At 50.9% G+C, this 20,765-nt stretch carries 17 protein-coding genes; 8 read left to right on the top strand and 9 right to left on the bottom strand.

All coding sequences use genetic code 11. The features are described 5' to 3' along the window. The first annotated feature begins 6 nt into the window (after positions 1 to 6). Complete coding sequence (locus AAY72_RS07440; RefSeq protein WP_057786452.1) at positions 7 to 900, top strand: acyltransferase; 894 nt, start codon at positions 7 to 9, stop codon at positions 898 to 900. Between the two features lie 15 nt (positions 901 to 915). Further along, positions 916 to 1,848, top strand: a complete 933-nt coding sequence (locus tag AAY72_RS07435; RefSeq protein WP_057786450.1) for an acyltransferase — start codon at positions 916 to 918, stop codon at positions 1,846 to 1,848. On the opposite strand, the gene AAY72_RS07430 is transcribed toward AAY72_RS07435, so the two are convergent. Beyond that, complete coding sequence (locus AAY72_RS07430; protein ID WP_057786448.1) at positions 1,819 to 3,045, bottom strand: SAM-dependent methyltransferase; 1,227 nt, start codon at positions 3,043 to 3,045, stop codon at positions 1,819 to 1,821. The genes AAY72_RS07435 and AAY72_RS07430 overlap by 30 nt on opposite strands. 9 nt (positions 3,046 to 3,054) lie before the next feature. Next, a complete protein-coding gene (locus AAY72_RS07425; protein WP_008950522.1) occupies positions 3,055 to 3,900 on the bottom strand; it encodes a tetratricopeptide repeat protein in 846 nt (281 codons plus the stop codon). 286 nt (positions 3,901 to 4,186) lie between these two features. Here AAY72_RS07425 and AAY72_RS07420 point away from each other — a divergent pair, with 286 nt between their 5' ends. Together AAY72_RS07420 and ilvN are read left to right on the top strand one after the other, a co-directional pair. Continuing rightward, complete coding sequence (locus AAY72_RS07420) at positions 4,187 to 5,929, top strand: acetolactate synthase 3 large subunit (RefSeq protein ID WP_082628961.1); 1,743 nt, start codon at positions 4,187 to 4,189, stop codon at positions 5,927 to 5,929. Positions 5,930 to 5,931: 2 nt separating this feature from the next. Next, positions 5,932 to 6,423 carry an acetolactate synthase small subunit gene (ilvN, locus tag AAY72_RS07415; protein WP_008606421.1) on the top strand — a complete coding sequence of 164 codons (492 nt, stop codon included), beginning with the start codon at positions 5,932 to 5,934 and terminating at the stop codon, positions 6,421 to 6,423. Between the two features lie 65 nt (positions 6,424 to 6,488). On the opposite strand, the gene AAY72_RS07410 is transcribed toward ilvN, so the two are convergent. Further along, the gene (locus AAY72_RS07410; RefSeq protein ID WP_369815339.1) at positions 6,489 to 7,733 is read right to left on the bottom strand and encodes an NRAMP family divalent metal transporter; all 1,245 of its coding nucleotides are present in this window, start codon (positions 7,731 to 7,733) and stop codon (positions 6,489 to 6,491) included. A gap of 120 nt (positions 7,734 to 7,853) precedes the next feature. Here AAY72_RS07410 and AAY72_RS07405 point away from each other — a divergent pair, with 120 nt between their 5' ends. Together AAY72_RS07405 and AAY72_RS07400 are read left to right on the top strand one after the other, a co-directional pair. Next, positions 7,854 to 8,120 carry a hypothetical protein gene (locus tag AAY72_RS07405; RefSeq protein ID WP_008950513.1) on the top strand — a complete coding sequence of 89 codons (267 nt, stop codon included), beginning with the start codon at positions 7,854 to 7,856 and terminating at the stop codon, positions 8,118 to 8,120. Continuing rightward, entirely contained in the window at positions 8,120 to 8,365 is a 246-nt protein-coding gene (locus tag AAY72_RS07400; RefSeq protein ID WP_008984875.1) for a GNAT family N-acetyltransferase, read from the top strand. The genes AAY72_RS07405 and AAY72_RS07400 overlap by 1 nt, the downstream gene beginning before the upstream one ends. A 60-nt stretch (positions 8,366 to 8,425) precedes the next feature. Here the strand turns inward: AAY72_RS07400 and AAY72_RS07395 are convergent, their stop codons facing one another. Beyond that, positions 8,426 to 11,263, bottom strand: a complete 2,838-nt coding sequence (locus AAY72_RS07395; RefSeq protein WP_057786444.1) for a pitrilysin family protein — start codon at positions 11,261 to 11,263, stop codon at positions 8,426 to 8,428. 172 nt (positions 11,264 to 11,435) lie between these two features. Here AAY72_RS07395 and AAY72_RS07390 point away from each other — a divergent pair, with 172 nt between their 5' ends. Next, positions 11,436 to 12,416 carry an MDR family oxidoreductase gene (locus tag AAY72_RS07390; protein ID WP_057786442.1) on the top strand — a complete coding sequence of 327 codons (981 nt, stop codon included), beginning with the start codon at positions 11,436 to 11,438 and terminating at the stop codon, positions 12,414 to 12,416. Positions 12,417 to 12,420: 4 nt separating this feature from the next. Here AAY72_RS07390 and AAY72_RS07385 read toward each other — a convergent pair whose 3' ends face one another. Next, a complete protein-coding gene (locus AAY72_RS07385) occupies positions 12,421 to 12,864 on the bottom strand; it encodes a MarR family winged helix-turn-helix transcriptional regulator (protein ID WP_057786530.1) in 444 nt (147 codons plus the stop codon). Between the two features lie 160 nt (positions 12,865 to 13,024). On the opposite strand from AAY72_RS07385, the gene AAY72_RS07380 reads away from it, so the two are divergent. After that, on the top strand, positions 13,025 to 13,441 hold the full coding sequence (locus AAY72_RS07380; RefSeq protein ID WP_057786440.1) for an organic hydroperoxide resistance protein: 417 nt from the start codon (positions 13,025 to 13,027) through the stop codon (positions 13,439 to 13,441). 53 nt (positions 13,442 to 13,494) lie between these two features. Here AAY72_RS07380 and AAY72_RS07375 read toward each other — a convergent pair whose 3' ends face one another. From AAY72_RS07375 to AAY72_RS07360, 4 genes are all read right to left on the bottom strand, one after another. Beyond that, entirely contained in the window at positions 13,495 to 15,963 is a 2,469-nt protein-coding gene (locus tag AAY72_RS07375) for a S8 family serine peptidase (protein WP_057786438.1), read from the bottom strand. Between the two features lie 111 nt (positions 15,964 to 16,074). Beyond that, positions 16,075 to 16,713, bottom strand: a complete 639-nt coding sequence (locus AAY72_RS07370) for a response regulator transcription factor (protein WP_057786436.1) — start codon at positions 16,711 to 16,713, stop codon at positions 16,075 to 16,077. After that, on the bottom strand, positions 16,710 to 17,423 hold the full coding sequence (locus AAY72_RS07365) for a sensor histidine kinase (protein ID WP_057786434.1): 714 nt from the start codon (positions 17,421 to 17,423) through the stop codon (positions 16,710 to 16,712). The genes AAY72_RS07370 and AAY72_RS07365 overlap by 4 nt, the downstream gene beginning before the upstream one ends. After that, entirely contained in the window at positions 17,413 to 20,733 is a 3,321-nt protein-coding gene (locus tag AAY72_RS07360) for a protein kinase (protein WP_057786432.1), read from the bottom strand. Before AAY72_RS07360 ends, AAY72_RS07365 begins: the two co-directional genes overlap by 11 nt. Between the last annotated feature and the right edge of the window lie 32 nt (positions 20,734 to 20,765).

Below are 20,765 nucleotides of genomic sequence, written 5' to 3'. Positions count from 1 at the left end.
TGCCTTATGTTAAATTGGTTACCGCACCCAATAAAGGGGTCGCTTTCCTTTCTGCTGTATGTCGTCAATACTTTGTTTTGGTTTGTACCCATTATGTTGTTGGCGATTCTGAAACTTCTGCCAATCCAACGCTGGCAAGCCTGGATGACCTATCTGCTGGATGCGATGGCGGTAGCCTGGATCAGTGTTAATAACCTGACGACCCGTATTTTTACCTCGATCAAGTGGCGGGTTGAAGGACTGGAAAAACTGTCGCGTAAAGACTGGTATTTGATTATCGCCAACCATCAATCCTGGGCCGATATTTTAATTCTGCAGAATATTTTTAACCGCAAGATCCCCTTTATTAAATTCTTTCTGAAAAAAGAACTGCTGTATGTGCCCTTTATGGGGCTTTGCTGGTGGGCGCTGGATTTCCCCTTTATGAAGCGCTACAGCAAAAAATTGCTGCAAAAGCGCCCTGAGCTGAAAGGCAAAGATATCGAGACCACCCGTAAAGCCTGTGCTAAATTCCGCTTTAAGCCGGTATCAATAATGAATTTTGTCGAGGGCACCCGCTTTACCCAAGATAAGCACGATCGCCAGCAGTCGCCGTTTCAACATCTGTTAAAACCCAAGGCCGGCGGTACTGCCTTTGTACTGGGGGCCATGGGCGAACAATTACATAAATTGCTGGATGTGACCATTCACTATCCCGGCGGCATTCCCACCTTTTGGGATTATATTTCCGGCAAGGTTCATGCTATAACTGTCAATATTAAGGTACTGCCTATTGCCAAAGAGTTAATAGGTGACTACCACGATCAGGCTTATCGTGAGCGCTTTCAGCAGTGGTTAAATCAGTTGTGGTTAGAGAAAGACCAGCAACTGGCCAGGCTAGAGACAGGCGCAGGCAAATAACGGAGTGTGTCAACGATGTTAAGCTTTTTACCCGGATTTTTACTGTTACCCATTAGCTTTAGTTTGTTTGCATTAAATCTGGCATTCTGGGGCATAGTGGTCACCCCGCTTGGCATCCTGAAACTGCTGTTACCTTTTAAAGCTGCGCACCGGCTGATAGCCGCTCTTGGCCGGCGCTGCTACCGGGGCTGGACGGCGGTGAACACCTTTTTAATTAACCTGTTTAATAATGTCGACTGGCAAATCAGTGGTCAGCAGCAGTTGGATAAAGACAGCTGGTATTTGCTGATCGCCAACCATAAGAGCTGGGTTGATATTCCGGTGGTCAGTACCTTTGCTTATCACCTGATCCCGGAGCCAAAATTCTTTTTAAAAGATGAATTAAAGTGGGTACCTTTCCTTGGCACCGGCTGCTGGGCGCTGGATATGCCCTATATGAAACGCTATAGCGCCGCGACTTTGGCCAAACATCCTGAACTTAAAGGCAAGGATATCGAAACCACCCGTAACAGCTGTGCTAAGTTTGTGCATACGCCAACCACCATCATCAACTTTGTAGAAGGCAGCCGTTGTACGCCGGAAAAACAGCGCGCTAAAAACAGCCCTTTTACCCATTTGCTGCCACCTAAAGCCGGCGGTATTGCCTTTACGCTGGCCAGTATGGGCGAGCAGTTTAATGCCATCCTGGACGTCACGCTGATTTACCCGGATAACACCCAGCATATTGCGCTGGATATGCTAATGGGACGGTTAAAACGGGTGGTGATCCAGGCCGAAATCCTGCCGGTCGATGCCGCAGTCATTGGTGATTATTTTAATGACCCGGCATTTCGCGATAACTTCCAGCAGTGGCTGAACCAGCGCTGGCAGCGTAAAGACCAGCAAATTGAGTGCTATCTGAAGCAGAACCAACGCAGCTTACAGGCTACACCGGTCAGCCAAAGCTGACGTATCACGCCAGGCCCGGATTAAAAAATTTCGCGGCGTGATCTGATAAGCACAAAATACCGACAGCTGTACCTGATAACCCTGTTGTTGCAGGTATAGCGCCCGATCCAGCACCAGATACAACTCTAATGGTCGGCGAAACAGATGCCGCACCGCATCAATACGCTGCAGCTGTAAATACGCCTCGTCAGCTTTCGCTAACAAAGCCTCACCATCGATTAGCGTCGGTAATGGCAGTTGTTGCAACTGCGCCGCATAGGCCAAAAAGGCATTAAAGTCACCGCTAAACCAGTGCTTAGGTAAAGATGGCAGCGGCTGATAGCGGGCATCAGCCATCAGTTCAGTGCGCAATAACTGATACGCCAGACGCCAGCTGACTTCGGTTTGCCGCAGCCGCGCGACCCGTTCACCGCCGGTAACCTGAGCCTGTACCGCCAGTTTCAGATCCTGTCGGCTCAGCTGCAGATTATGCTGCTGCGCCAGCGTCGATAACGGCTGATAATGTTCAGCGGCAATCAGATGATAACAACAAGGCGCCAGCTGTAAGGCGTGCGTGCCGACGGCAACCGCATGTTTGATTAACTGTAGATGTAAATCACCGCAGGCATGTAAAGCGACCAGCTGTTGCTGTGGCGACAACACTGCCCGTCCCGCCGGCGTCAACACATCGGCACAGACAAAGCGCTGCGGCAACTGAAATTGCGCTGCCAGTGCCTCACCCTGCCGGCACAGTTCGGCCTGCCATTCAATACTGGTCACCTGCCGGCCCTGCGCCGCTAACAATCGCCCCAAATGCCCTTTGCCGGCACACCATTCCAACAGCGGCAGCTCCGACGGGGCGAGCTGCTGACAAAAATGCTGGATTTGCGAGAGTTTACGCCCGCCAATACCATTGGTGAGCCAAAATGGCCACTCGGGTAAGGCCTCTGCCGGCTCAGCCTGACTGGTCGCCGGTAGCGCAAAGCGTTCGGGGAAAAAGCCGCCAAACAGCTGCTGTTGCTGCTCAGGATTATCTTCCAGTGCCGCCAGCTCAGTAAGCGATAAGCTCTGCAGCAGGCTATTCAGTGCAGCGTCAAAGGGTAAGGCCGAGCGCGCCATCGGCTGTAACTGCCAATAGCGCTGATAACGCTTAAGCACAGCGGCAACCTGGCTAAACAACTTCCCCAGCTCAGCGCCACTGCAGGCAAAGACACTCAAAAATCAGCCTTAGTACAGCAGTGCATAGAGTTTACGCCGGTACTGGCTGGCCAGCGGATCGCCCTTAGGCAAAGCCGCCAGAATATCTAAAAACAGCTTTTTGCTTTGTCCAAAGTTCAGATCCTGCTGCAGAATCTGCAGCAGCAACGCTAATGCCTCTTCTGAGCGCAATACGGCCTGGTACTGCACAGCTAATTGCTCTTTTAAACTGTTATCTGCCGGTGCTGCTGCTAGCCGGGCTTCCAGTGCTTGGATCTCCGGTGTATTGCTGGCCTGCTGCGCCAACTCCAGCTTGGCCAGTACGGTTTTATATAAGGCGTCCTGATCGGCCAGCCGCACTTCGGCCAACAGCTTTTCAGCCTGAGTTAACTGGCCAAGGCCAATAGCGGTATCGGCCAACCAGAGTTTAACTTCTACCCGCTCTGGCGCCAGCGTCAGCGCTTCGGCCAGCAGCGGATAAGCTTCTGCGAGTTGCTGCTGTGCCAAATATTGCTGCGCTTTGGCAATCAGCTCATCTTCCGGTTTTGGCAGATAAGCCGCCAGCCGGGTCAGAATTTGCTGCTCGGTCTCAGCACCGGCAAAACCATCGACCGGCCGGCCATCTTTAATCAGCATGACGGTAGGCAATGATTGCACACCAAACTGCATCGCCAAGTCCTGCTCCTGATCGCAATTTACTTTGGCCAGACACAATTGCTGTGGGTACTGGCGCACAATTTTCTCCAATACCGGACTTAACTGCTGACAAAGCGCACTGCGCGCCGACCAGAACTGGAAGATCACCAGCTGCTGTAACGAACGGTCCAGCACTTCGCGGGCATTCATCAGGCTGACATCAACAATAGGGTTTTGCATACTTCACTTCCTTAGCTTTAACTTCCTGTACTATGGTGGCGACGTGCCGCTTTTCAAAGCAGTAAAGAAGTCTAAAAGCATGAAAAAGGCATCGACTTTCCGCGGCCATTACCGTAAATTAAACAGGCGCACTATAAAAGCCTCAGAGCTAACCACTAAAGCGCCGGTAAGGTTCGCCAATACCGTTCAGCCAACCACGTAGCACAAGGTAGCATTTAGGCTGCCAACAGCGTTCTGTACCCGAAAAACAGGCGCTTTGACCTCAGTAAAATGATGAGACCTGACTATGACAAGCCAATCCAAACATGCCGAGATGTTATCGGGCGCAGCAATGGTGATCCGTGCGCTGGCCGATGAAGGGGTAGAATACGTCTATGGCTATCCCGGTGGCGCTGTATTGCATATCTACGATGCGTTATTTCAGCAAAATAAAGTAAAACACGTGCTGGTGCGCCACGAACAGGCCGCGACCCATATGGCCGATGCCTATGCCCGTGCCACCGGTAAGGCCGGCGTGGTACTGGTTACCTCCGGCCCGGGTGCCACTAATGCGGTAACCGGTATCGCTACTGCCTATATGGACTCAATCCCGATGGTGGTGCTGACCGGCCAGGTGATGAGCCATCTGATTGGTGAAGATGCGTTCCAGGAAACCGATATGCTGGGCATTTCCCGCCCTATTGTGAAACACAATATGTCGGTGCGCCGCCCCGAGGAAATTCCGTACCTGATTAAGAAGGCGTTTTACATTGCGCAAAGCGGCCGGCCGGGCCCGGTGGTGCTGGATATCCCGAAAGATATGACGATTCCGAGCAATAAGTTTCCATATCATTATCCGGACGAAATTAAGCTACGTTCTTATCAGCCAAAACTAAAAGGCCATAGCGGCCAGATTAAAAAAGCGGTTAGCGCCCTGTTGGCAGCAAAGAAGCCGGTGCTGTACTCGGGCGGCGGTGTGATTATGGGTGGCGCTGCCGCCGAGCTGACCGAACTGGCGCAATACCTGAACCTGCCGGTGACCAATACCCTAATGGGGCTGGGTGCCTATCCGGGTGAGGATAAGCAGTTTATCGGTATGCTGGGGATGCATGGCAGCTATGAGGCAAATCAGGCCATGCACCATGCCGATCTGATCCTGGCGGTCGGCGCCCGCTTTGACGACAGGGTCACTAACAACACCAAAAAATTCTGCCCGGATGCCACCATTATCCATATCGATATTGACCCGGCCAGTATCTCAAAAACCATTAATGCCCATATCCCTATTGTTGGCCTGGTACAGCCAGTGCTGGAAGAAATACTGGCGACTGTGAAGCAGAAAAAGAAAAAGCTGGATAGCAGTGCGCTGGAGCAATGGTGGCAGCAGATTAATGACTGGCGCGCTGTACATGGTGGCCGCTATGACACCACCTCTGCACTATTAAAGCCCCAGCATGTGATAGAGCAGGTCAGCAAGATCACTAAAGGCGAAGCCTTTGTCTGCAGTGATGTCGGCCAGCATCAGATGTTTGCCGCCCAGTACTACAAATTTAATAAACCAAACCGCTGGATCAACTCCGGCGGCCTTGGCACCATGGGTTTTGGCTTGCCGGCAGCGATGGGTGTCAAGCTGAATTTCCCGCAGGCGGATGTGGTCTGTGTCACCGGAGAAGGCTCAATTCAGATGAATATTCAGGAGCTGTCGACCTGCAAGCAATATGGTTTGGGGGTTAAGATTATTAACCTGAATAATGGCTATCTGGGCATGGTTAAGCAGTGGCAGGATATGAACTATGAGTCCCGCTACGCCAGCTCCTATATGGACTCGTTACCTGACTTTATCAAACTGGCTGAAGCCTATGGCCATGTTGGCATCCGGGTTACCAAACCGGAAGAGCTGCAACCGGCCCTGCAGCGCGCCTTTATCGAGCTCAAAGATCAGCTGGTGTTTCTGGATATCCATATCGATCCGAAGGAGCACGTTTATCCGATGCAGATTCCGGGCGGTGCGGTCAATGAGATGTTTTTAAGTAAGACAGAGAGGACTTAAGCATGCGGCATATTATTTCTGTGTTACTGGAAAACGAATCCGGTGCCCTGGCGCGTTTGGTCGGCCTGTTTGCCCAGCGTGGCTATAATATCGACTCTCTGACCGTGGCGCCGACAGAAGATCCCACGCTGTCGCGTTTAACGCTGGTGACCCATGGCAATGATCAGGTGATCGAGCAAATTACCAAGCAACTGCATAAACTGATTGAAGTGGTAAAACTGACGGATTTGAGCGAGGCTGCCCATATCGAGCGCGAGCTGATGCTGGTTAAGGTGAAAGCGGTCGGCGAGCAGAGGGATGAAGTGAAACGCAGTGCCGATATCTTCCGTGGCCAGATCGTCGATGTCTCTGCCACTACTTATACCGTACAACTGGTGGGCACCAGCGACAAACTGGATGCCTTTATTCAGGCCTTAAGCGGTACCCAGATCCTGGAAGTAGTGCGCAGCGGCGTCTCTGGTATCTCCCGCGGCGAAAAGACACTGGCACTTTGAGCCTCATTCGCGTTCGATACAGCTGCTAACGGCGACTCAGGTCGCCGTTAGCTTTTGAGCGCGGCTTAGCGCCAAAATAGATACCAGGCCAGATATAACAGGGCAAAACCAAACAGATAGACCAAACCCAGCCAGCTTAGGGTATTAAGCCAGAATGGCAGTGGCTGGTTAGGCTGACCTCGCAACAAACTAAAATTTAACCAGGCAAAGACCGGAGTGGTTAAAAACGCCAGCGTCATGGCGAAAGTGAGCATCGGCGATAACGCAGAGCGGAAAAACAAGATCAACGCCATACCTGCCAGCGCTTGCAATAACAACCATAACGCCGCTATCCGGCGGTTATCAGCCTGATACCAGCCCAGTAAACGTCCTGACTCATGTAAGGTGCGGGCATAACCGTCTAACACCGTAATGGTGGTACCGAACATACATAAAAACGCAATCAGTGATACCAATGGCTTGGCCCAACTACCGATAGTTTGACCATACATTTCCACCAGTTGCTGAGCGAAGGCTGCACCCGCCAGCGCTATTGGCTGATCGCTACCGTATTGCACCAGCGCACCCAAGGTCACAAACACCAGTGCTAAAAAAGTGGTCAGCCAGTAGCCGAGGTTAAAGTCGAATAGTCCCTGCCGCTGACTCACCGGCAGCTGACGCTGCTTGGCTTTTAGCCAGAGGGAACTGATGGCCGAAATTTCAATCGGTGCCGGCATCCAGCCCATCAGTGCCACCAAGAATCCCAACATCGCCAATTGCCAGGGAGAGGGGCCCTGAAAACCTGCCGGCGCGGTAGGCCCATTATTAAAGGCTATTGCTGCCGCCACTAAGGTGGTGAGTGTCAGCAACAGCATAATCACTTTCGACACCCGGTCCAGCGCCCGATAATGCCCCAGCAGTAAAATCAGCAAACAACTGGCCAGAATCAGCCAACACAGCAGGGTAAGTGATAACTGCCAGGGCAGGGCATATTGCAGTAGTGCCGCGGTCAGAATCAGTACCCCTGCCGTGTTCACCACCGCCGCCAATACATTTAGCAGCACAAAACTATAAAAATATCCCCGCCCCTTACGCCAGTAGCCTTCTACCAGACTCTCGTTCTGCTGCAGGGTGTACTGTACACCGAAACGAAAAAACGGATATTTCAGAATATTTACCAGTAAGATCAACCAAAGTAACTGCCAACCAAAGAGCGCACCGGCCTGGGTTGAGGCCACCAGATGCGAGCCACCAATCGCTGCCGTCGCCATCAGAATGCCCGGCCCTAAACTTTGCGCCCAGTAGCGCCACCCCATTCCCGATTGCTGCATAGTACTTATTATTGATTGTTATTTAGTGAGCGCTAGCTTAGCCTAAGCAACAGGCGAAAGCAGCAGCCTGCGATAGGGCTGTGCTGCTATTTTTTTTGTTTCATACGCATGGTGCCCAGAATGCAAGATGACGATTTGATAGACCAAAACACACTCTTTGAGGTACTGGAAAACCAGTTAGCCGATAACTACCCAAAAGAAGTGACAGCGACCTTAATGCGACTGCGGATGACCGGTCACAGCCGTGACGAAGCTTTAGAGCTGATGGCATGTGCCTTAGCACCGGAAATGTATGCAGTGATTGAGCGTCAGGAGAGCTTTAATCTAGAGCGGTATGCCGAACATCTTGCTTTGTTACCGGAGACGCCCTGGTTGGAGGAGGAATAATGAGTGAGTTAAACATCCAACATGACAGCGCAGGCCAGCGTTTTATTCTGAGCGAGGGTAATGCCAGCGCCTTACTCGACTACCAGTTAAACGGCGAACACATCGATTTTTGCCATACCTATGTGCCACCGGAGTTTCGCGGCAAGGGCCTGGCCGAAAAGCTGGTGCGCCATGCCCTAAGCTGGGCAAAAAGCCGTGGGCTGCAAATTCATGCCAGTTGCTCTTACGTACAACGCTTTTTATAAGTTGCAGGCATAAAAAAACGCCGGACTGAAGCCGGCGTTTTTACGCACTTTGATAAGCAATTACAGCTTTAGCTCAATAATTGGCAATTGCAACTTTTCCAACTCCGGCTTCAGTTTATCCGCTTCACCCACTACCACGATCACCATCTCAGACGGCGACAAATATTGGCTGGCTAACGCATTTAGCTGCTCAAGTGATGCCTGCTGTAGAATTTGATTGCGCTCGCGGGTAAACTCCGGACCGACATTAAACTCCAGCATCTGCGCCATAAAACCCAGCTTGGCATTTGGCGTTTCATAGCGTAGCGCTTCTGACTGATTGACCGCACTGCGCATAAAGTTCAACTCTGCTGCCGTCATACCATTTTGCTGGTAGTTGTTCAGCTCCTTTAAGAACTCCTCGATTGACTCGCGCGTCACATCAGCGCGAACTGCGGCACTGGCAGTAAACAGACCCACTTGCTGATCACCACCAAAACCGCTGCGCGCACCATAGGTATAGCCTTTGTCTTCGCGTAAGTTCAGGTTGATGCGGCTATTAAAGTTACCACCCAGCGTAAAGTTCATCAGGCCGGCGCGATAGAAGTCACCGGTCAGATCGCGTGGCATAGCGCGGCGCACAATGCGGATTTCTGACTGTGGCGACTGATCTTTATGTACCAGATAGATCGCACCCTGTTGGATTGCCGGTGCCGGTAGAGCTAACGCCAGTTCCGGTGCTTTCCCCTGCCACTGCGGGGCCATGTCAGCTAACAGCGATTGTAACTGCGGCTGCGGCAAATCAGATACCGTAACTAACTGCGCACCCTGCGGTTTAACATGTGTCTGATAAAACGCGCTTACCTGCTCCAGTGTCATCGCTTGCAAACTTTCAGCAGACCCCATACTGGATTGTCCGGCAATGCTGTCGCCAAACATCAACTTGCTGACTGCACGTTCAGCCAGATAGCTGGCATTCTTCTGCGCCTGAGCTAAAGATTGTAACCGCTGTTGTTTGATGCGATTAAAATCTTCAGCATTGAAAGCCGGGCGCAGCAGTTTTTCCTGCACCAGTTGCAAGGTTTGTGGCAAGTTGCGGCTTAAGCTGCTGATAAACACATTCAGCTCATTATCCGAGGCACTGAAAGACACTGAACTGCCGAGCAATTCCAACGCCATACTCATTTGTTCCGTGCTGTAATTCTCGGTGCTTTCGTTTAACAGTGCCGCCATCATTGATGCCAACCCGGCTTGCTCCACTGTGTTGTGGAAGCTACCCGCCGGGATCCGTAACAGAATCGACGTCGTTGGCGTTTCATCACTCACCGAACCCAGCACCTGAATGCCATTGTCCAACACCGTAGTCCAGGTGTCAGGTAATAAAATGGCGGGGTTAGCGCCGGCCTGTGGCACCACTTTGCGATCAAAGGTGTGGGCGGCATAACGCATTGGTAGCGGTTCAGCGGTAGTCGCATTAGCCGGATCAAACTTCTGGGCAGTAAAATTATCGGCGGCGGCAATCAGCTCAGTTTTACCACGCGGTACCACACTACTGATTACCGCTGGGCTGTTTTGCACATACTGCCGATAAACCCGCATCACATCTTCTGCTGTAACTGCTTCGTAACTGGCCAGTAACGAAGCTATCCGATCGGGTTCACCAAAGAAAATTTCGTTATAGGCCAATTGACTGACTTTACCGGCAACGCTCTGTAAGCCAAAGATACTGCGTGCTTCAACCCGTGTTTTAGCCCGAGCCAAATCCTCGGGCTTAACACCACGCTCAGCCACTTGCTGTAAGTTTTGCCTTAATAATTGTTCAATATCAGCCAGATTTTTACCTGAAGCCGGATGAGGCAAGGCGCTCAAACTAAAGGTACAGGCTAATTCCATACAACGGTGACCGGCTGACGCATTAACCGCAATTTGCGGACGCACCAGGCTCTGATACAACAATGAGTTATTACCGTTGCCCAAAATATCCGCCAGAATATTCAGTGGTGCTTCGTCCGGGTGACCGGCATAGACCGTTGGAAAAGTCATACTAATCAGCGGTAGGTGGACATTATCTTCCATCGATACATAGCGATCCGCATCCAGTTTCGCCGGCGCTTTAGCCATTTTTTCTACCGCCGGGCCGGCCGGAATAGTGCCAAAATATTTCTGCACCATCGGCAGGATTTCTTCGGCCTTAACCGCGCCGCCGATAGTCAGCGTCGCATTATTCGGGCCATACCAACGCAGGAAGAACTGTTTTAAATCTGGCATAGTGGCGCGGTTTAAATCATCCATATGACCAATCACCGGCCAGGAATACGGATGCCCATAGGGGTAGAGCGCACCTTGCAATTGTTCAAAGTAACGGCCATAAGGCTGATTATCAACGCGCTGCCCGCGCTCATTTTTCACCGTCGAGAGCTGGATATCAAACTTTTCCTGGGTGACGGAATCGAGGAAGTAACCCATCCGATCCGATTCTAACCACAACATTTTTTCCAGCTGATTGACCGGCACAGTCTGGAAATAGTTAGTGCGATCACTGTTAGTAGTACCATTCAGGGTACCACCCGCTTCGGTAACATACTTAAAGTGCATCTCAGCGCCCACGTTGTCCGAGCCCTGAAACATCATATGTTCAAAGAAATGCGCAAAACCAGATTTGCCCAACTCTTCGCGTGCTGAGCCAACATGATAGGTAACATCGACATGCACCAGTGGATCAGAATCATCTTCATGGATAATGACCGTTAAGCCATTTTCCAGCTGATATTTTTTATACGGCAGACTAATGCGGTCATCCTGTTGCGGGTTTACTGCAACTAACTTTACCCCTGCAGGTAAGGTTGTTGCTTGTTGGCTGCTGCAACCAGCTACGCCGAGCGCCACTAGCAGGGCGAGCGAGAGGGCGGAATATTTCAAAATAAGCTCCTGATTAGATGTGGGTGTTCATGGATTAAAGCAGCTGAAGTTATTAATGAAAACCTTACAGATGTAACAAAATATAACGGTGATAGCGCATACGACCAAAGCCGCATAGCGCTAAGCCCTTGTCTGGACTAGTCTTAATCACCTAGTTTTGCGGAGGTATCTGATGTTCAACGCTTTAGTGATCGATAAAACGCCTGATTATCGCGCCAGTTTACAGCAACTCGACTCCAGCCAGTTACCGGCAGCTGAGGTTGTGGTGGACGTTGCGTATTCCACGTTAAATTATAAAGACGCGCTAGCGATTACCGGCAAAGCACCGGTGGTGCGGGACTTTCCGATGGTGCCTGGCATCGACTTGGCCGGTACTGTGGTGAGTAGCCAGAATCCGGCGTTTAAAACCGGTGATCAGGTGCTGCTAAACGGCTGGGGCGTGGGCGAGAAGCACTGGGGTGGCCTGGCGCAGCGTGCTGCTGTGCCTGCCGCCTGGTTACAGCCAATACCAGCACCGCTGACTGCCAGGCAAGCAATGATTATCGGAACTGCCGGCTATACTGCCATGCTGTGCGTACAGTCTTTGTTAAAACATCAGTTAACCCCGGCTGCCGGCCCGGTACTGGTCACTGGCGCCACCGGCGGCGTCGGTAGCTTTGCAGTATTGCTGTTAGCGCGGCTGGGCTTTCAGGTTACAGCCGCGACGGGCAAAGCCAGTGCCGCAGACTATCTGCGCCAACTTGGTGCTGCTGAGATTATCAGTCGTGATAGCCTGTCCGCTCCGGGCAAACCTCTGGCTAAAGAACAATGGGCTGGTGTTGTAGACTCAGTCGGCAGCCACACGCTGGCCAATGCCTGTGCTCAGAGCCGTTATGGTGGTGTGGTGGCTGCCTGTGGTCTGGCACAGGGGATGGATTTCCCGGCCTCGGTAGCACCCTTTATTCTGCGCGGCATTACACTTTGTGGTATCGACAGCGTGATGCAACCGATGGCACCGCGACTGGCGGCCTGGACACAACTGGCCGGGTTATTAACCGCAGACGACTTTACCTTACTCAGTCGGGAAATCAGCCTGGCAGACGCCATACCTCAAGCCCGGGCGTTGCTGGCCGGAGACATTCAGGGCCGCTTACTGGTTAATGTGAACAGCTAAAGCCCTAACGACAAGCCTCCAGTTGCTGCAGCTGTTGCAGCAACTGCTGCGCCTGCTCACGTAGTGCCAGCAACTGGCTTTCCGGTAGTGCCACCTGGCAACGTAAAGCCGGCATCACAGTTGCGACCTCAGTTTCTAAAGCCCGACCTGCCGCGGTTAACAGCACCTTTTTCACCCGCTCGTCACTGGCATCACTCACCCGCTGCAGCCAGCCTTTTTGTTCCAGCTTCTTTACCAAAGGCGTTAGGGTACCCGAGTCAAACAACGTCGCCGCACCAAGCTGACCCAGGCTGATGTTATCCTGCTGCCACAATGCCAGCAGCACCACATATTGCGGATAGGTCAGATCAAAGGGCTGTAGTAGCGGCCGGTAAAGCCGCATCATGGCATTGTTCGCACTATAAAGTGCAAAACACAATTGTTGCGGTAAGGGTAGTGTTTTGGCCATCTTCAACATCGTCTCCACTTTGCCTGGCAAACTGCATTCGCATTATAGCGGAAGCAGGCAACTTCCGCGCAATAATATTCTACACAATAATCTTGCGCACAAGATTAACTGCGGTTAAGATGTCCAGGTAGTCAATAACAACCTAACTGAGGCAATCAACATGGAAATTCTGTATAAAGCAAGCGTAACAGCAACCGGTGGTCGTGATGGTGAAGCCAAGTCAGACGATGGTTTACTGCAAACTAAACTAGCTGCACCTAAGGCTTTAGGCGGTAAAGGCGATGCAACTAACCCTGAGCAACTGTTTGCCGCAGGTTATGCCGCCTGTTTTATTGGCGCCTTGAAATTTGTTGCCGGACAACAGAAACAAAGCTTGCCAGGCGATACAGCTATTCGGGCTGAAGTTGGCATTGGTAAAATCGAGGGCGGCTTTGGTTTGGACGTGGATTTATATTTGACACTGCCTGGGCTGGCCGAAGATACTGCCGAACAGCTGGTCACGGCTGCGCATAAGGTATGTCCTTATTCTAATGCCACCCGTGGTAATGTTGAAGTAAGGTTACATACAGCGGTGTAACAAGGTTACCCAGCGCTTACCGGCAAAGCGGCGACGCTGGGTGGTCAGGAGACTTATTGCGCCATCAGTTGGTGTAATGTCATTAACGACATTGCCATACTGGCACGGCTAACCCGGTCGTTCGCGGCAAAGTGCGCGCTAATTACCGGTTCGGCGTCGAATGGCCCCTGCGTAAGGCTAAAGCGGACGGTCATTAAGCCTAAATCCAGCGCCTTTTGTACATAGCCTTTTAACTCTGGTTTGATCAGGTTACTGTCTGCAACATCTATCCATTGATTAAACGCAAACACCCTTACATTGGCTGCCGGATTAAAATTGGCGGCGTCGCCTTGTTTAGCCAGAGTTTGGACTAAGGAGTATGCTAATTCTGCCCGCGTCACTTTAGCGTTAACACCAAACTGGGTAGCAGAAACTGGCTTGACGACAGGCTGCTGGCTAAACTCCAGATCTTTTAACGCGGCACCTTTTCGGGCTACGGCGTTTGCTGCTGCGGCATTATTAGATTGCGTATCCGAGAACACCAGCTTATCGCCACTGTTACTCTGCCGTACAGCACCAGCCAGCACCATAGCATCGGCTAATTGCGCTTTGGTAACGATAGCATCCGGGTCAAAGCCGAAACTAAAACCATCCATCAGCTGTTCTGCTACCGCATATTCAATAAAGCCCTGCGCCGGATGACCAATTACATCACCCAAGCCTGTAAAGCCTTCGGTGCGGACCAGTTTAAGTTGCGCGTTAACGGTTCCTGGTACGCCGTAGCCATTGGTCGCGCCTAATGGATCCAAAGCTACACCACTGACACCCCCAACACCACGCGCGTAAAGCTTCCAAGTTCCCGCCATACCCGGTGCGGATAAACCGATATTCTCACCCAATACAGGTAATGCAATACCTGAACCGTAGCGATTACCGGCAGGGTCCTCTAATACCAGTGCGACAGAGTTAGAGCTTACACGTGCCTTCACACTGATTAGCGAAATATCCGGGCCCACTTCAAAGGTTTGTACTTCTGGTTCGCCCACTGGCGAAAAACGTACCGGGATGGTTCTGGATTCAGCAATAGAGGTTAATGCTTTAGAATTAAACTGTCTGTTTTGCTTCACCGTGGTGCCAAAGCGCTTATCCATCGCCACGGCGGCCTGCACCGCAGCATGCGCGTTGACATAGCCAGCACCAACTTCCCACGACTCGCGACCAGACATATTGGTCGCGGTATCACGTAAAATTTGTTTTACCTCACGCCAGTTTAGATTGGGGTTGGCTTCTAACATCAAAGCCACAACGCCAGAAACATGAGGGGCAGACATCGAAGTACCACTGCTTAGGGTGTAATAGGGTAGATGTTGTGCTTCAATTTGCTCACTGTCATCTGCTAGGCTCAACGCACTAAGGCTGGATAAAGAGGCTCTAACCGAGATCACATCAACACCGGGCGCGGTAATGGTTGGCTCATCGATCCATTCGAAGCTTTCACCATTGATCACCACTTCGCCACCTTTCCCTTTGGTACCCCGTGAACTAAAGTTCGCCAGGGCGCCTGTTTTATCACCGGCGGCGACAGTAATTACCCAAGGTGCCTTTTTAAAGTTACCGGTGATGGTTGATTCACCTGAACCGGAGTTACCGGCTGAAAACACTACGATAACACCATTATCAGTTAACGCTTTGGTAGCAACGTTAGTGGGATGATCTGGGTTGAAGTCCGTACCTACATCTCCGGTACTGCCAAAAGAGTTGGAGATCACCCGGATGTTATACGTAAATTGGTTGGTTAAGGCATAATCAAAACCCCCCAGAGTATCCAGAATAAATAAACCCGCGCCAGAACCGTAGCCAATAATTTTTGCGCCGGGTGCGACGCCGGCATACTTACCAGACGATTGGGCGCCGTTGGCACCGATGATACCCGCCACGTGCGAGCCATGCCCCCCGGCAATATCGGTGTTTTCAACATTTTCACGGTAGGTGATAGGCAACACACCCGAGAAACTGTTGAGATTGGTTTGTGCCAGTACGTTCTGCACCACATGATTTGGGAAACGAATATCGGCATGGGAACCATCAACGCCAGAGTCATTCACCACGACACCAATACCGCGACCAGAAAAGGGAATACCACTGCTGCGCAGGCTTTGGTCGGCGCGCAGCTGTTGCACACCGGTAATGGCCGTAGAAGCATTATTTTCCAGTTTTAAGGGAGCATTGTGCCAGACAGACAGTACATCTGAACGGGCATAAATTTGCTGAATCTGATCGGCTGTAGCCAGGGCACCAACTATAGGTAGGTTGCGCAGGCTTACTCCGCTGACACCCAGGTTATTTAACATCTCCAACTGTGATGATGTTGGCGCGCCTTGCTGGTCAAATGTAATGATGACCTGATGCAGCGTATCCGCTGAAGTCTGCTGCAGCAGATTGGATAATTGTGGATCTAAGGTTTTCGCACTCAGGCTGCCTGCTGACAGACTCAGCGCCAAAGAGAGTGAGAGTAGAGTAAAGGTTGTTTTGATTGTTTTCATGTGTTCCTCGGACTGCTATTAACAAGCTTGGTCAGAGTTACACAGCCATTCAGGCAAACCCATAGGGGCTAACCCCTAGCAGCTGCGGCTTTTCTACCTATCTTTGGCTTTCTAATCTAACAAGCCTTTTTTCGCAGCATAACGCACCAGCTCAACTGAATTGTGCATATTCAGTTTTTCCAGCACTTTACCACGATGATTTTCAGCGGTTTTCACGCTGATATCTAAGGTTCGGGCAATATCTTTGGTAGAGGCACCTGCTATAACCAAATGAAACACTTCCCGCTCCCGATCTGTCAGATTTTTATAAGGATCATCCAGGCTTTCGTTCGGGCGGCGGTACTGCTCCGCTAACACCTGAGAGGCAAATTGCCCATAGTAGGTTTTACCTGCCGCCAGATTACGGATAGCACTTAATAAGTGCTGGCTGGCGGTCGATTTCACTAAATAGCCATTGGCACCAGCCCGCACCATATGCACGACATATTCTTCCTCTTCATGCATGGTTAACACCAGGATCTGGCTAGATTTAAAGCGCTGACTGGCCTGCCGAACGACTTCAAGACCATTTAGTCTGGGCATACTAATATCAACGACCAGTACTCTGGGCGACAGCTTTTCCAGCAATGCCAGAGCCTCAACACCATCTGATGCCTGACCAATAACCTCGCAATCCTCTGCTTGCTCAATAATGCTGACTAAGCCTTGTCGTACAATGTCATGATCATCAGCCACGACCACTGTAATCATCTTAACTCCTGCATTGGTAAACTCAGTATGATTTTACAGCCCTGATTGACTGCAGATTCAATTAAACAGCGACCACCAAACGAGTACGCCCGATCTTGCATACTGCACAGACCAACCCCCTGCTGTGACTGGGCGTTAAGTTCAAAGCCCATGCCATTATCAACTATTGTCAGGGTAAGGTGGTCTTGTTGCATACGCAACTCAATACTGGCAGAGGTTGCCTTTGCATATTTAACGATATTGGTTAAGGCTTCCTGACAGACCCGAAATACCATAACCTGCAGCTCTTCAGCAAGTTGTATTGTTTGATCCAGCTGTAATTGGATTTGCAGTTCAGGGCAACTGGCTGACATTTGCCGTACCAGCCACGACAGAGCTGCTGGCAAACCTAAATCATCCAAAACCGGTGGCCGCAGCAATCGGGAAATCTGCCGGGTATCCTGCAGCGCCAACTTTGCCAAGTCAAGTGCCCTTTGCTGGCCGGCGCTAACAGGCGCCACACTCAGTTCATTCACCAAAGCTGTCAGCAACTGACCGACACCATCGTGCAGGTCATTGGCAATGCGCTTTTGTGCTTTATCGTTAATTTGCCATACTCGCCGCAAAATGCTTTGCATTTGCTGTGCATTTTGCTGCAACTGCCATTGTAGTTGTCGTTGTTGTAAGCTCAACTTTGCCAGCTGTTGCGCCAGCGCGTCGTCATCGGTCATCAGCAGACCTTAGCGGCGTATTTTCCCGCGCAATAAATGCCGCTTGGGCTTCATCAGGCAAGTTTTTTAGTAAGCGTTTGAACTCTGCCGTATCTGAAACTTTCATTGCTTGATCCTGGCAACGCGCTTGATTTAGACAAAGTTGTAAGTACTCAAAACTAAAATTTCGCCAATAACTGGTTGCACGCCGCAATAACGGTATCGCCTGATTCAACAACTGCGTCACCTTTTCACGATCACCTGATGCCGCAGCCACCCGTGCTTGTAGCTCTAACCAAAGTAAACGTTCAGGTACGTGGTGGCGCAAAATCGCATCGTGTTCTGCTGTAGGTGCTGTCATAGGTTGGCCCTGCAGCAAGTTTAACTGCTGCGTGACAAGAAACATTTTTACATCCAAGCGTGGCAAGGGCTGTTGTTGCAGATTCAGTTGCAGTTGCTGCAACTGCTCTGTTGCTGCCTTCAGGTTAGCAGACGCCATCAACTGATAGATATTGAGCAAGCGCAGGCTTTGCCGTTGCTCATTATTACTGGGATAGCGTTCCTCTTGTTTTAGTAGTGCCAACTGTTGCGCGGCTTTGGTGTATTGTGCACTGTGCTGATACAACTCGACTAACCATAAGCGAAACTCAACAGCTGCTCTGGGGTTGGCCTGCTGTTCCGCTTGCTCAATAAAGCTGAGTAATTGCTGCTCTGCCTGGGTAAAGTTACCATGCAATCCAGCCAATTTGGCCAGAAACGCTTTTGCGATCAAGGTCTCTTCCGTAAGATCAATGGCTGCCGCATCCTCACCGGAAATTTTAAACAGCTGAAAAGCCTGGCCCCATTCGCCTTGCTGCACTTTTAATTGCGCTAGGATTTGCCGTACTTTAATCAGGCTTAGCGCATCATTATTGACGACAGCCGTTTGTTCAGCTTGTTTTAAATACACTTGCGACTGCTCAAACTCAGATAACACAAAATAAATATAGCCCAAATTAATCAGGCTATCGGTTAGCTCCCAGCTATCATCCAAGCGAGTTCGAATGCTAAAGGCTTCATTGTAAAAGTTTTGCGCCTTTCGATAGTTCCCAAGCTCTTCTTCAAGTAACCCGAGGTAATCTGTTGTAACGGCAAGGCCATAGTTATCTTGCAGTTGCCGGTAATATTGAATCGCTTGCCGCAGTGCATCATGAGACTGGGAATAATCCCCTCTAACCAGCAATACAAAACCTAAATTTGAGGAGGCTTTGGCCATACCGCTTAGCAAATCAACTTGCTGGAATAAACTCAGTGCTTCCTGGTAATGAGGGACCGATTCAGCAAATTTCCCCTGTCGCTGCATCGCCACCCCCAAAGCATTTAGGGTATCGGCCAGCCCTGCTTTGTCTCTTAAGCGGGTATAGAGTACCTGCGCCTGCAACAAATATTCGTCTACGGCCCGATTAATATCCCCGATGCGAATTGCCAGTTTTCCCAGCTGGAGGAAAATTTCCGGGTTGGTTTTATCGGTGGTTGCCAAGCGCTGTAATTGTTCACTGGCTAAAGCGTAACGGCTTTGGCTGCTTAATAGTTCCACATATTCCAATGTCAGACTGGTATCAAAGGGCTTGGCAGCTAATAGCCGTTGATAGTGGTTATCAGCCTCGGTGTAACGCTCTTGCAGCACGGCTAAGCGGGCAGCGGCCAGTAAATAGTCATAGCTGTTGGCTGCTGCAAACTTTACAGCCTGCGCATAAGCCTGTTCCGCCTGCAACCAGTTTTGCCGTTGTTGGTGCCAGTCGGCCGCCATCAGGTAACCCACCGCCAGCTGCGGAAAGCTTTGCTGCAAGCGGCTGACCCCTGCCAAAAATGCCGCTTCATCTTGCTGAGTACGAGCCAGCACCACCTGCTGATATAGCGGTTGTGCCGCAGACGGAAGCGGCGTTGCCGTCGCCAGACCTGGCGCTTCATGTGACCTCAACACCTGCAACAGTTGGTCCATTTCCGCGCTAACCACTGCCGACAAACTATCCTGTTCTACTGTCCGCCGTTGAGACCAAAGTACAGGTAGTAAGGGCTGCCTGAGTTCGGTTAGTGTGAAGGCAAGATCAACTTTACGTTCAAGCAAGGTCAGTTGCTGCGATAACAGTACATCCGCCCCCAGTAAATTCCCTAAGTCACGCAGTTGTCGCTCGGTCAAGGGTTGCGTAAAACCCAAATGCTCCAAAGTGGTCGCAACCCGTTGAAGCGGAATAATGCGGACATTACTGGAACGCAGCGCCTCTCCCAGTACTTGTTGCACCAACTCGATCAAAGCACGCTGCTGAGTATTTTCCAAAGCCGGATAAACGGGCATCACCGCCATCGTTAGCGGCAAAGTCAGGGTTTGTGTTTGGGTGTTGCCGTCCATCGTCTCACGCTGCAATTGCCAGAGCCATAAAGCGGATAGCAGCGCTAGCGAGCCCGCCCCCAGCATTAATCCCAAACCTTGCATACGCTTGCGTACCGGCTGCGGCGCTTGTAACCAAAGCTGTTTTAACCGTGCGGCATCACGCGACCTTTGCTGCGGATAAGCCGCCAGATTTTCGCTGAAAAACGTTAGCCATTGCGGAAATTGCCGCTTAATAACAGTTAAATCCGGTTGTTGACGCAGCTTAGCACTTAATTGCTCGGCAAGGCTTGTATGTGCAAAGGGTAAAGTGCCAGTAATCAACTGGTAGAGGGTGCTGGCTACAGCATAATAATCCGATGCCTGGCTGTGAGCCGCGGTTTGAAGAACCTCAGGTGCACTATATGCGGGTGTACAACTCTGATGCGTCACATCTTGCATGGCACTGGCTAAGCCCAGATCGGTTAAATACAAGCGATTATCCGCAGCCACCAAAATATTGTGTGGGGAAATATCGCAATGCAAAATCCCCTGCTGATGAACAGCCTCTGTTGCGGCAATCAGTTGGATACCCAGCTGCGTCACTATCTCAGTACTAGTTTCTAAGTTATCAAGTTGCAGCGACGCCATTGTGCAACCATCGATATAATCCATGGTAAAAAAGGCATGCTCCGCAGACAGATAAAAATCATGTACCCGAATAACATTGGGGTGGGAAATGGTACGGGCTACCAGAATTTCCTGGCGCACCTTGTCGGTGGCGTCTGGTGTCTGTAACAAATCGGCACGTAAAATTTTTAGCGCAACCTGGCAGTGCAGGTACATGTCGTCGGCCAGAAAGACGCTGCCATAACTGCCATTGCCCAACAATTTGACCAAGCGAAAGCGCTCGGCCAGCACAGTACCGGGCGAGTGGCCACTTATCGCAGATAGAACTTGGGTTACGTCATCAGCACTGCTCAACAGCTTGCCTCTTTAAAACTCAGGCCTCTGAG

Source organism: Alishewanella sp. WH16-1 (genome assembly GCF_001441695.1).
Classification (GTDB): Bacteria; Pseudomonadota; Gammaproteobacteria; order Enterobacterales; family Alteromonadaceae; genus Alishewanella; species Alishewanella agri.
This window is presented reverse-complemented; position numbering and strand designations above follow the sequence as displayed.

Coding starts and splice junctions, on each gene's coding strand:
- AAY72_RS07410 (WP_369815339.1), bottom strand. CDS start 7,733: ATGCAGCAATCGGGAATGGGGTGGCGCTACTGGGCGCAAAGTTTAGGG.
- AAY72_RS07365 (WP_057786434.1), bottom strand. CDS start 17,423: ATGACCGATGACGACGCGCTGGCGCAACAGCTGGCAAAGTTGAGCTTA.
- AAY72_RS07390 (WP_057786442.1), top strand. CDS start 11,436: ATGTTCAACGCTTTAGTGATCGATAAAACGCCTGATTATCGCGCCAGT.
- AAY72_RS07385 (WP_057786530.1), bottom strand. CDS start 12,864: ATGGCCAAAACACTACCCTTACCGCAACAATTGTGTTTTGCACTTTAT.
- AAY72_RS07370 (WP_057786436.1), bottom strand. CDS start 16,713: ATGATTACAGTGGTCGTGGCTGATGATCATGACATTGTACGACAAGGC.
- AAY72_RS07440 (WP_057786452.1), top strand. CDS start 7: ATGTTAAATTGGTTACCGCACCCAATAAAGGGGTCGCTTTCCTTTCTG.
- AAY72_RS07425 (WP_008950522.1), bottom strand. CDS start 3,900: ATGCAAAACCCTATTGTTGATGTCAGCCTGATGAATGCCCGCGAAGTG.
- ilvN (WP_008606421.1), top strand. CDS start 5,932: ATGCGGCATATTATTTCTGTGTTACTGGAAAACGAATCCGGTGCCCTG.
- AAY72_RS07375 (WP_057786438.1), bottom strand. CDS start 15,963: ATGAAAACAATCAAAACAACCTTTACTCTACTCTCACTCTCTTTGGCG.
- AAY72_RS07400 (WP_008984875.1), top strand. CDS start 8,120: ATGAGTGAGTTAAACATCCAACATGACAGCGCAGGCCAGCGTTTTATT.
- AAY72_RS07405 (WP_008950513.1), top strand. CDS start 7,854: ATGCAAGATGACGATTTGATAGACCAAAACACACTCTTTGAGGTACTG.
- AAY72_RS07435 (WP_057786450.1), top strand. CDS start 916: ATGTTAAGCTTTTTACCCGGATTTTTACTGTTACCCATTAGCTTTAGT.
- AAY72_RS07380 (WP_057786440.1), top strand. CDS start 13,025: ATGGAAATTCTGTATAAAGCAAGCGTAACAGCAACCGGTGGTCGTGAT.
- AAY72_RS07420 (WP_082628961.1), top strand. CDS start 4,187: ATGACAAGCCAATCCAAACATGCCGAGATGTTATCGGGCGCAGCAATG.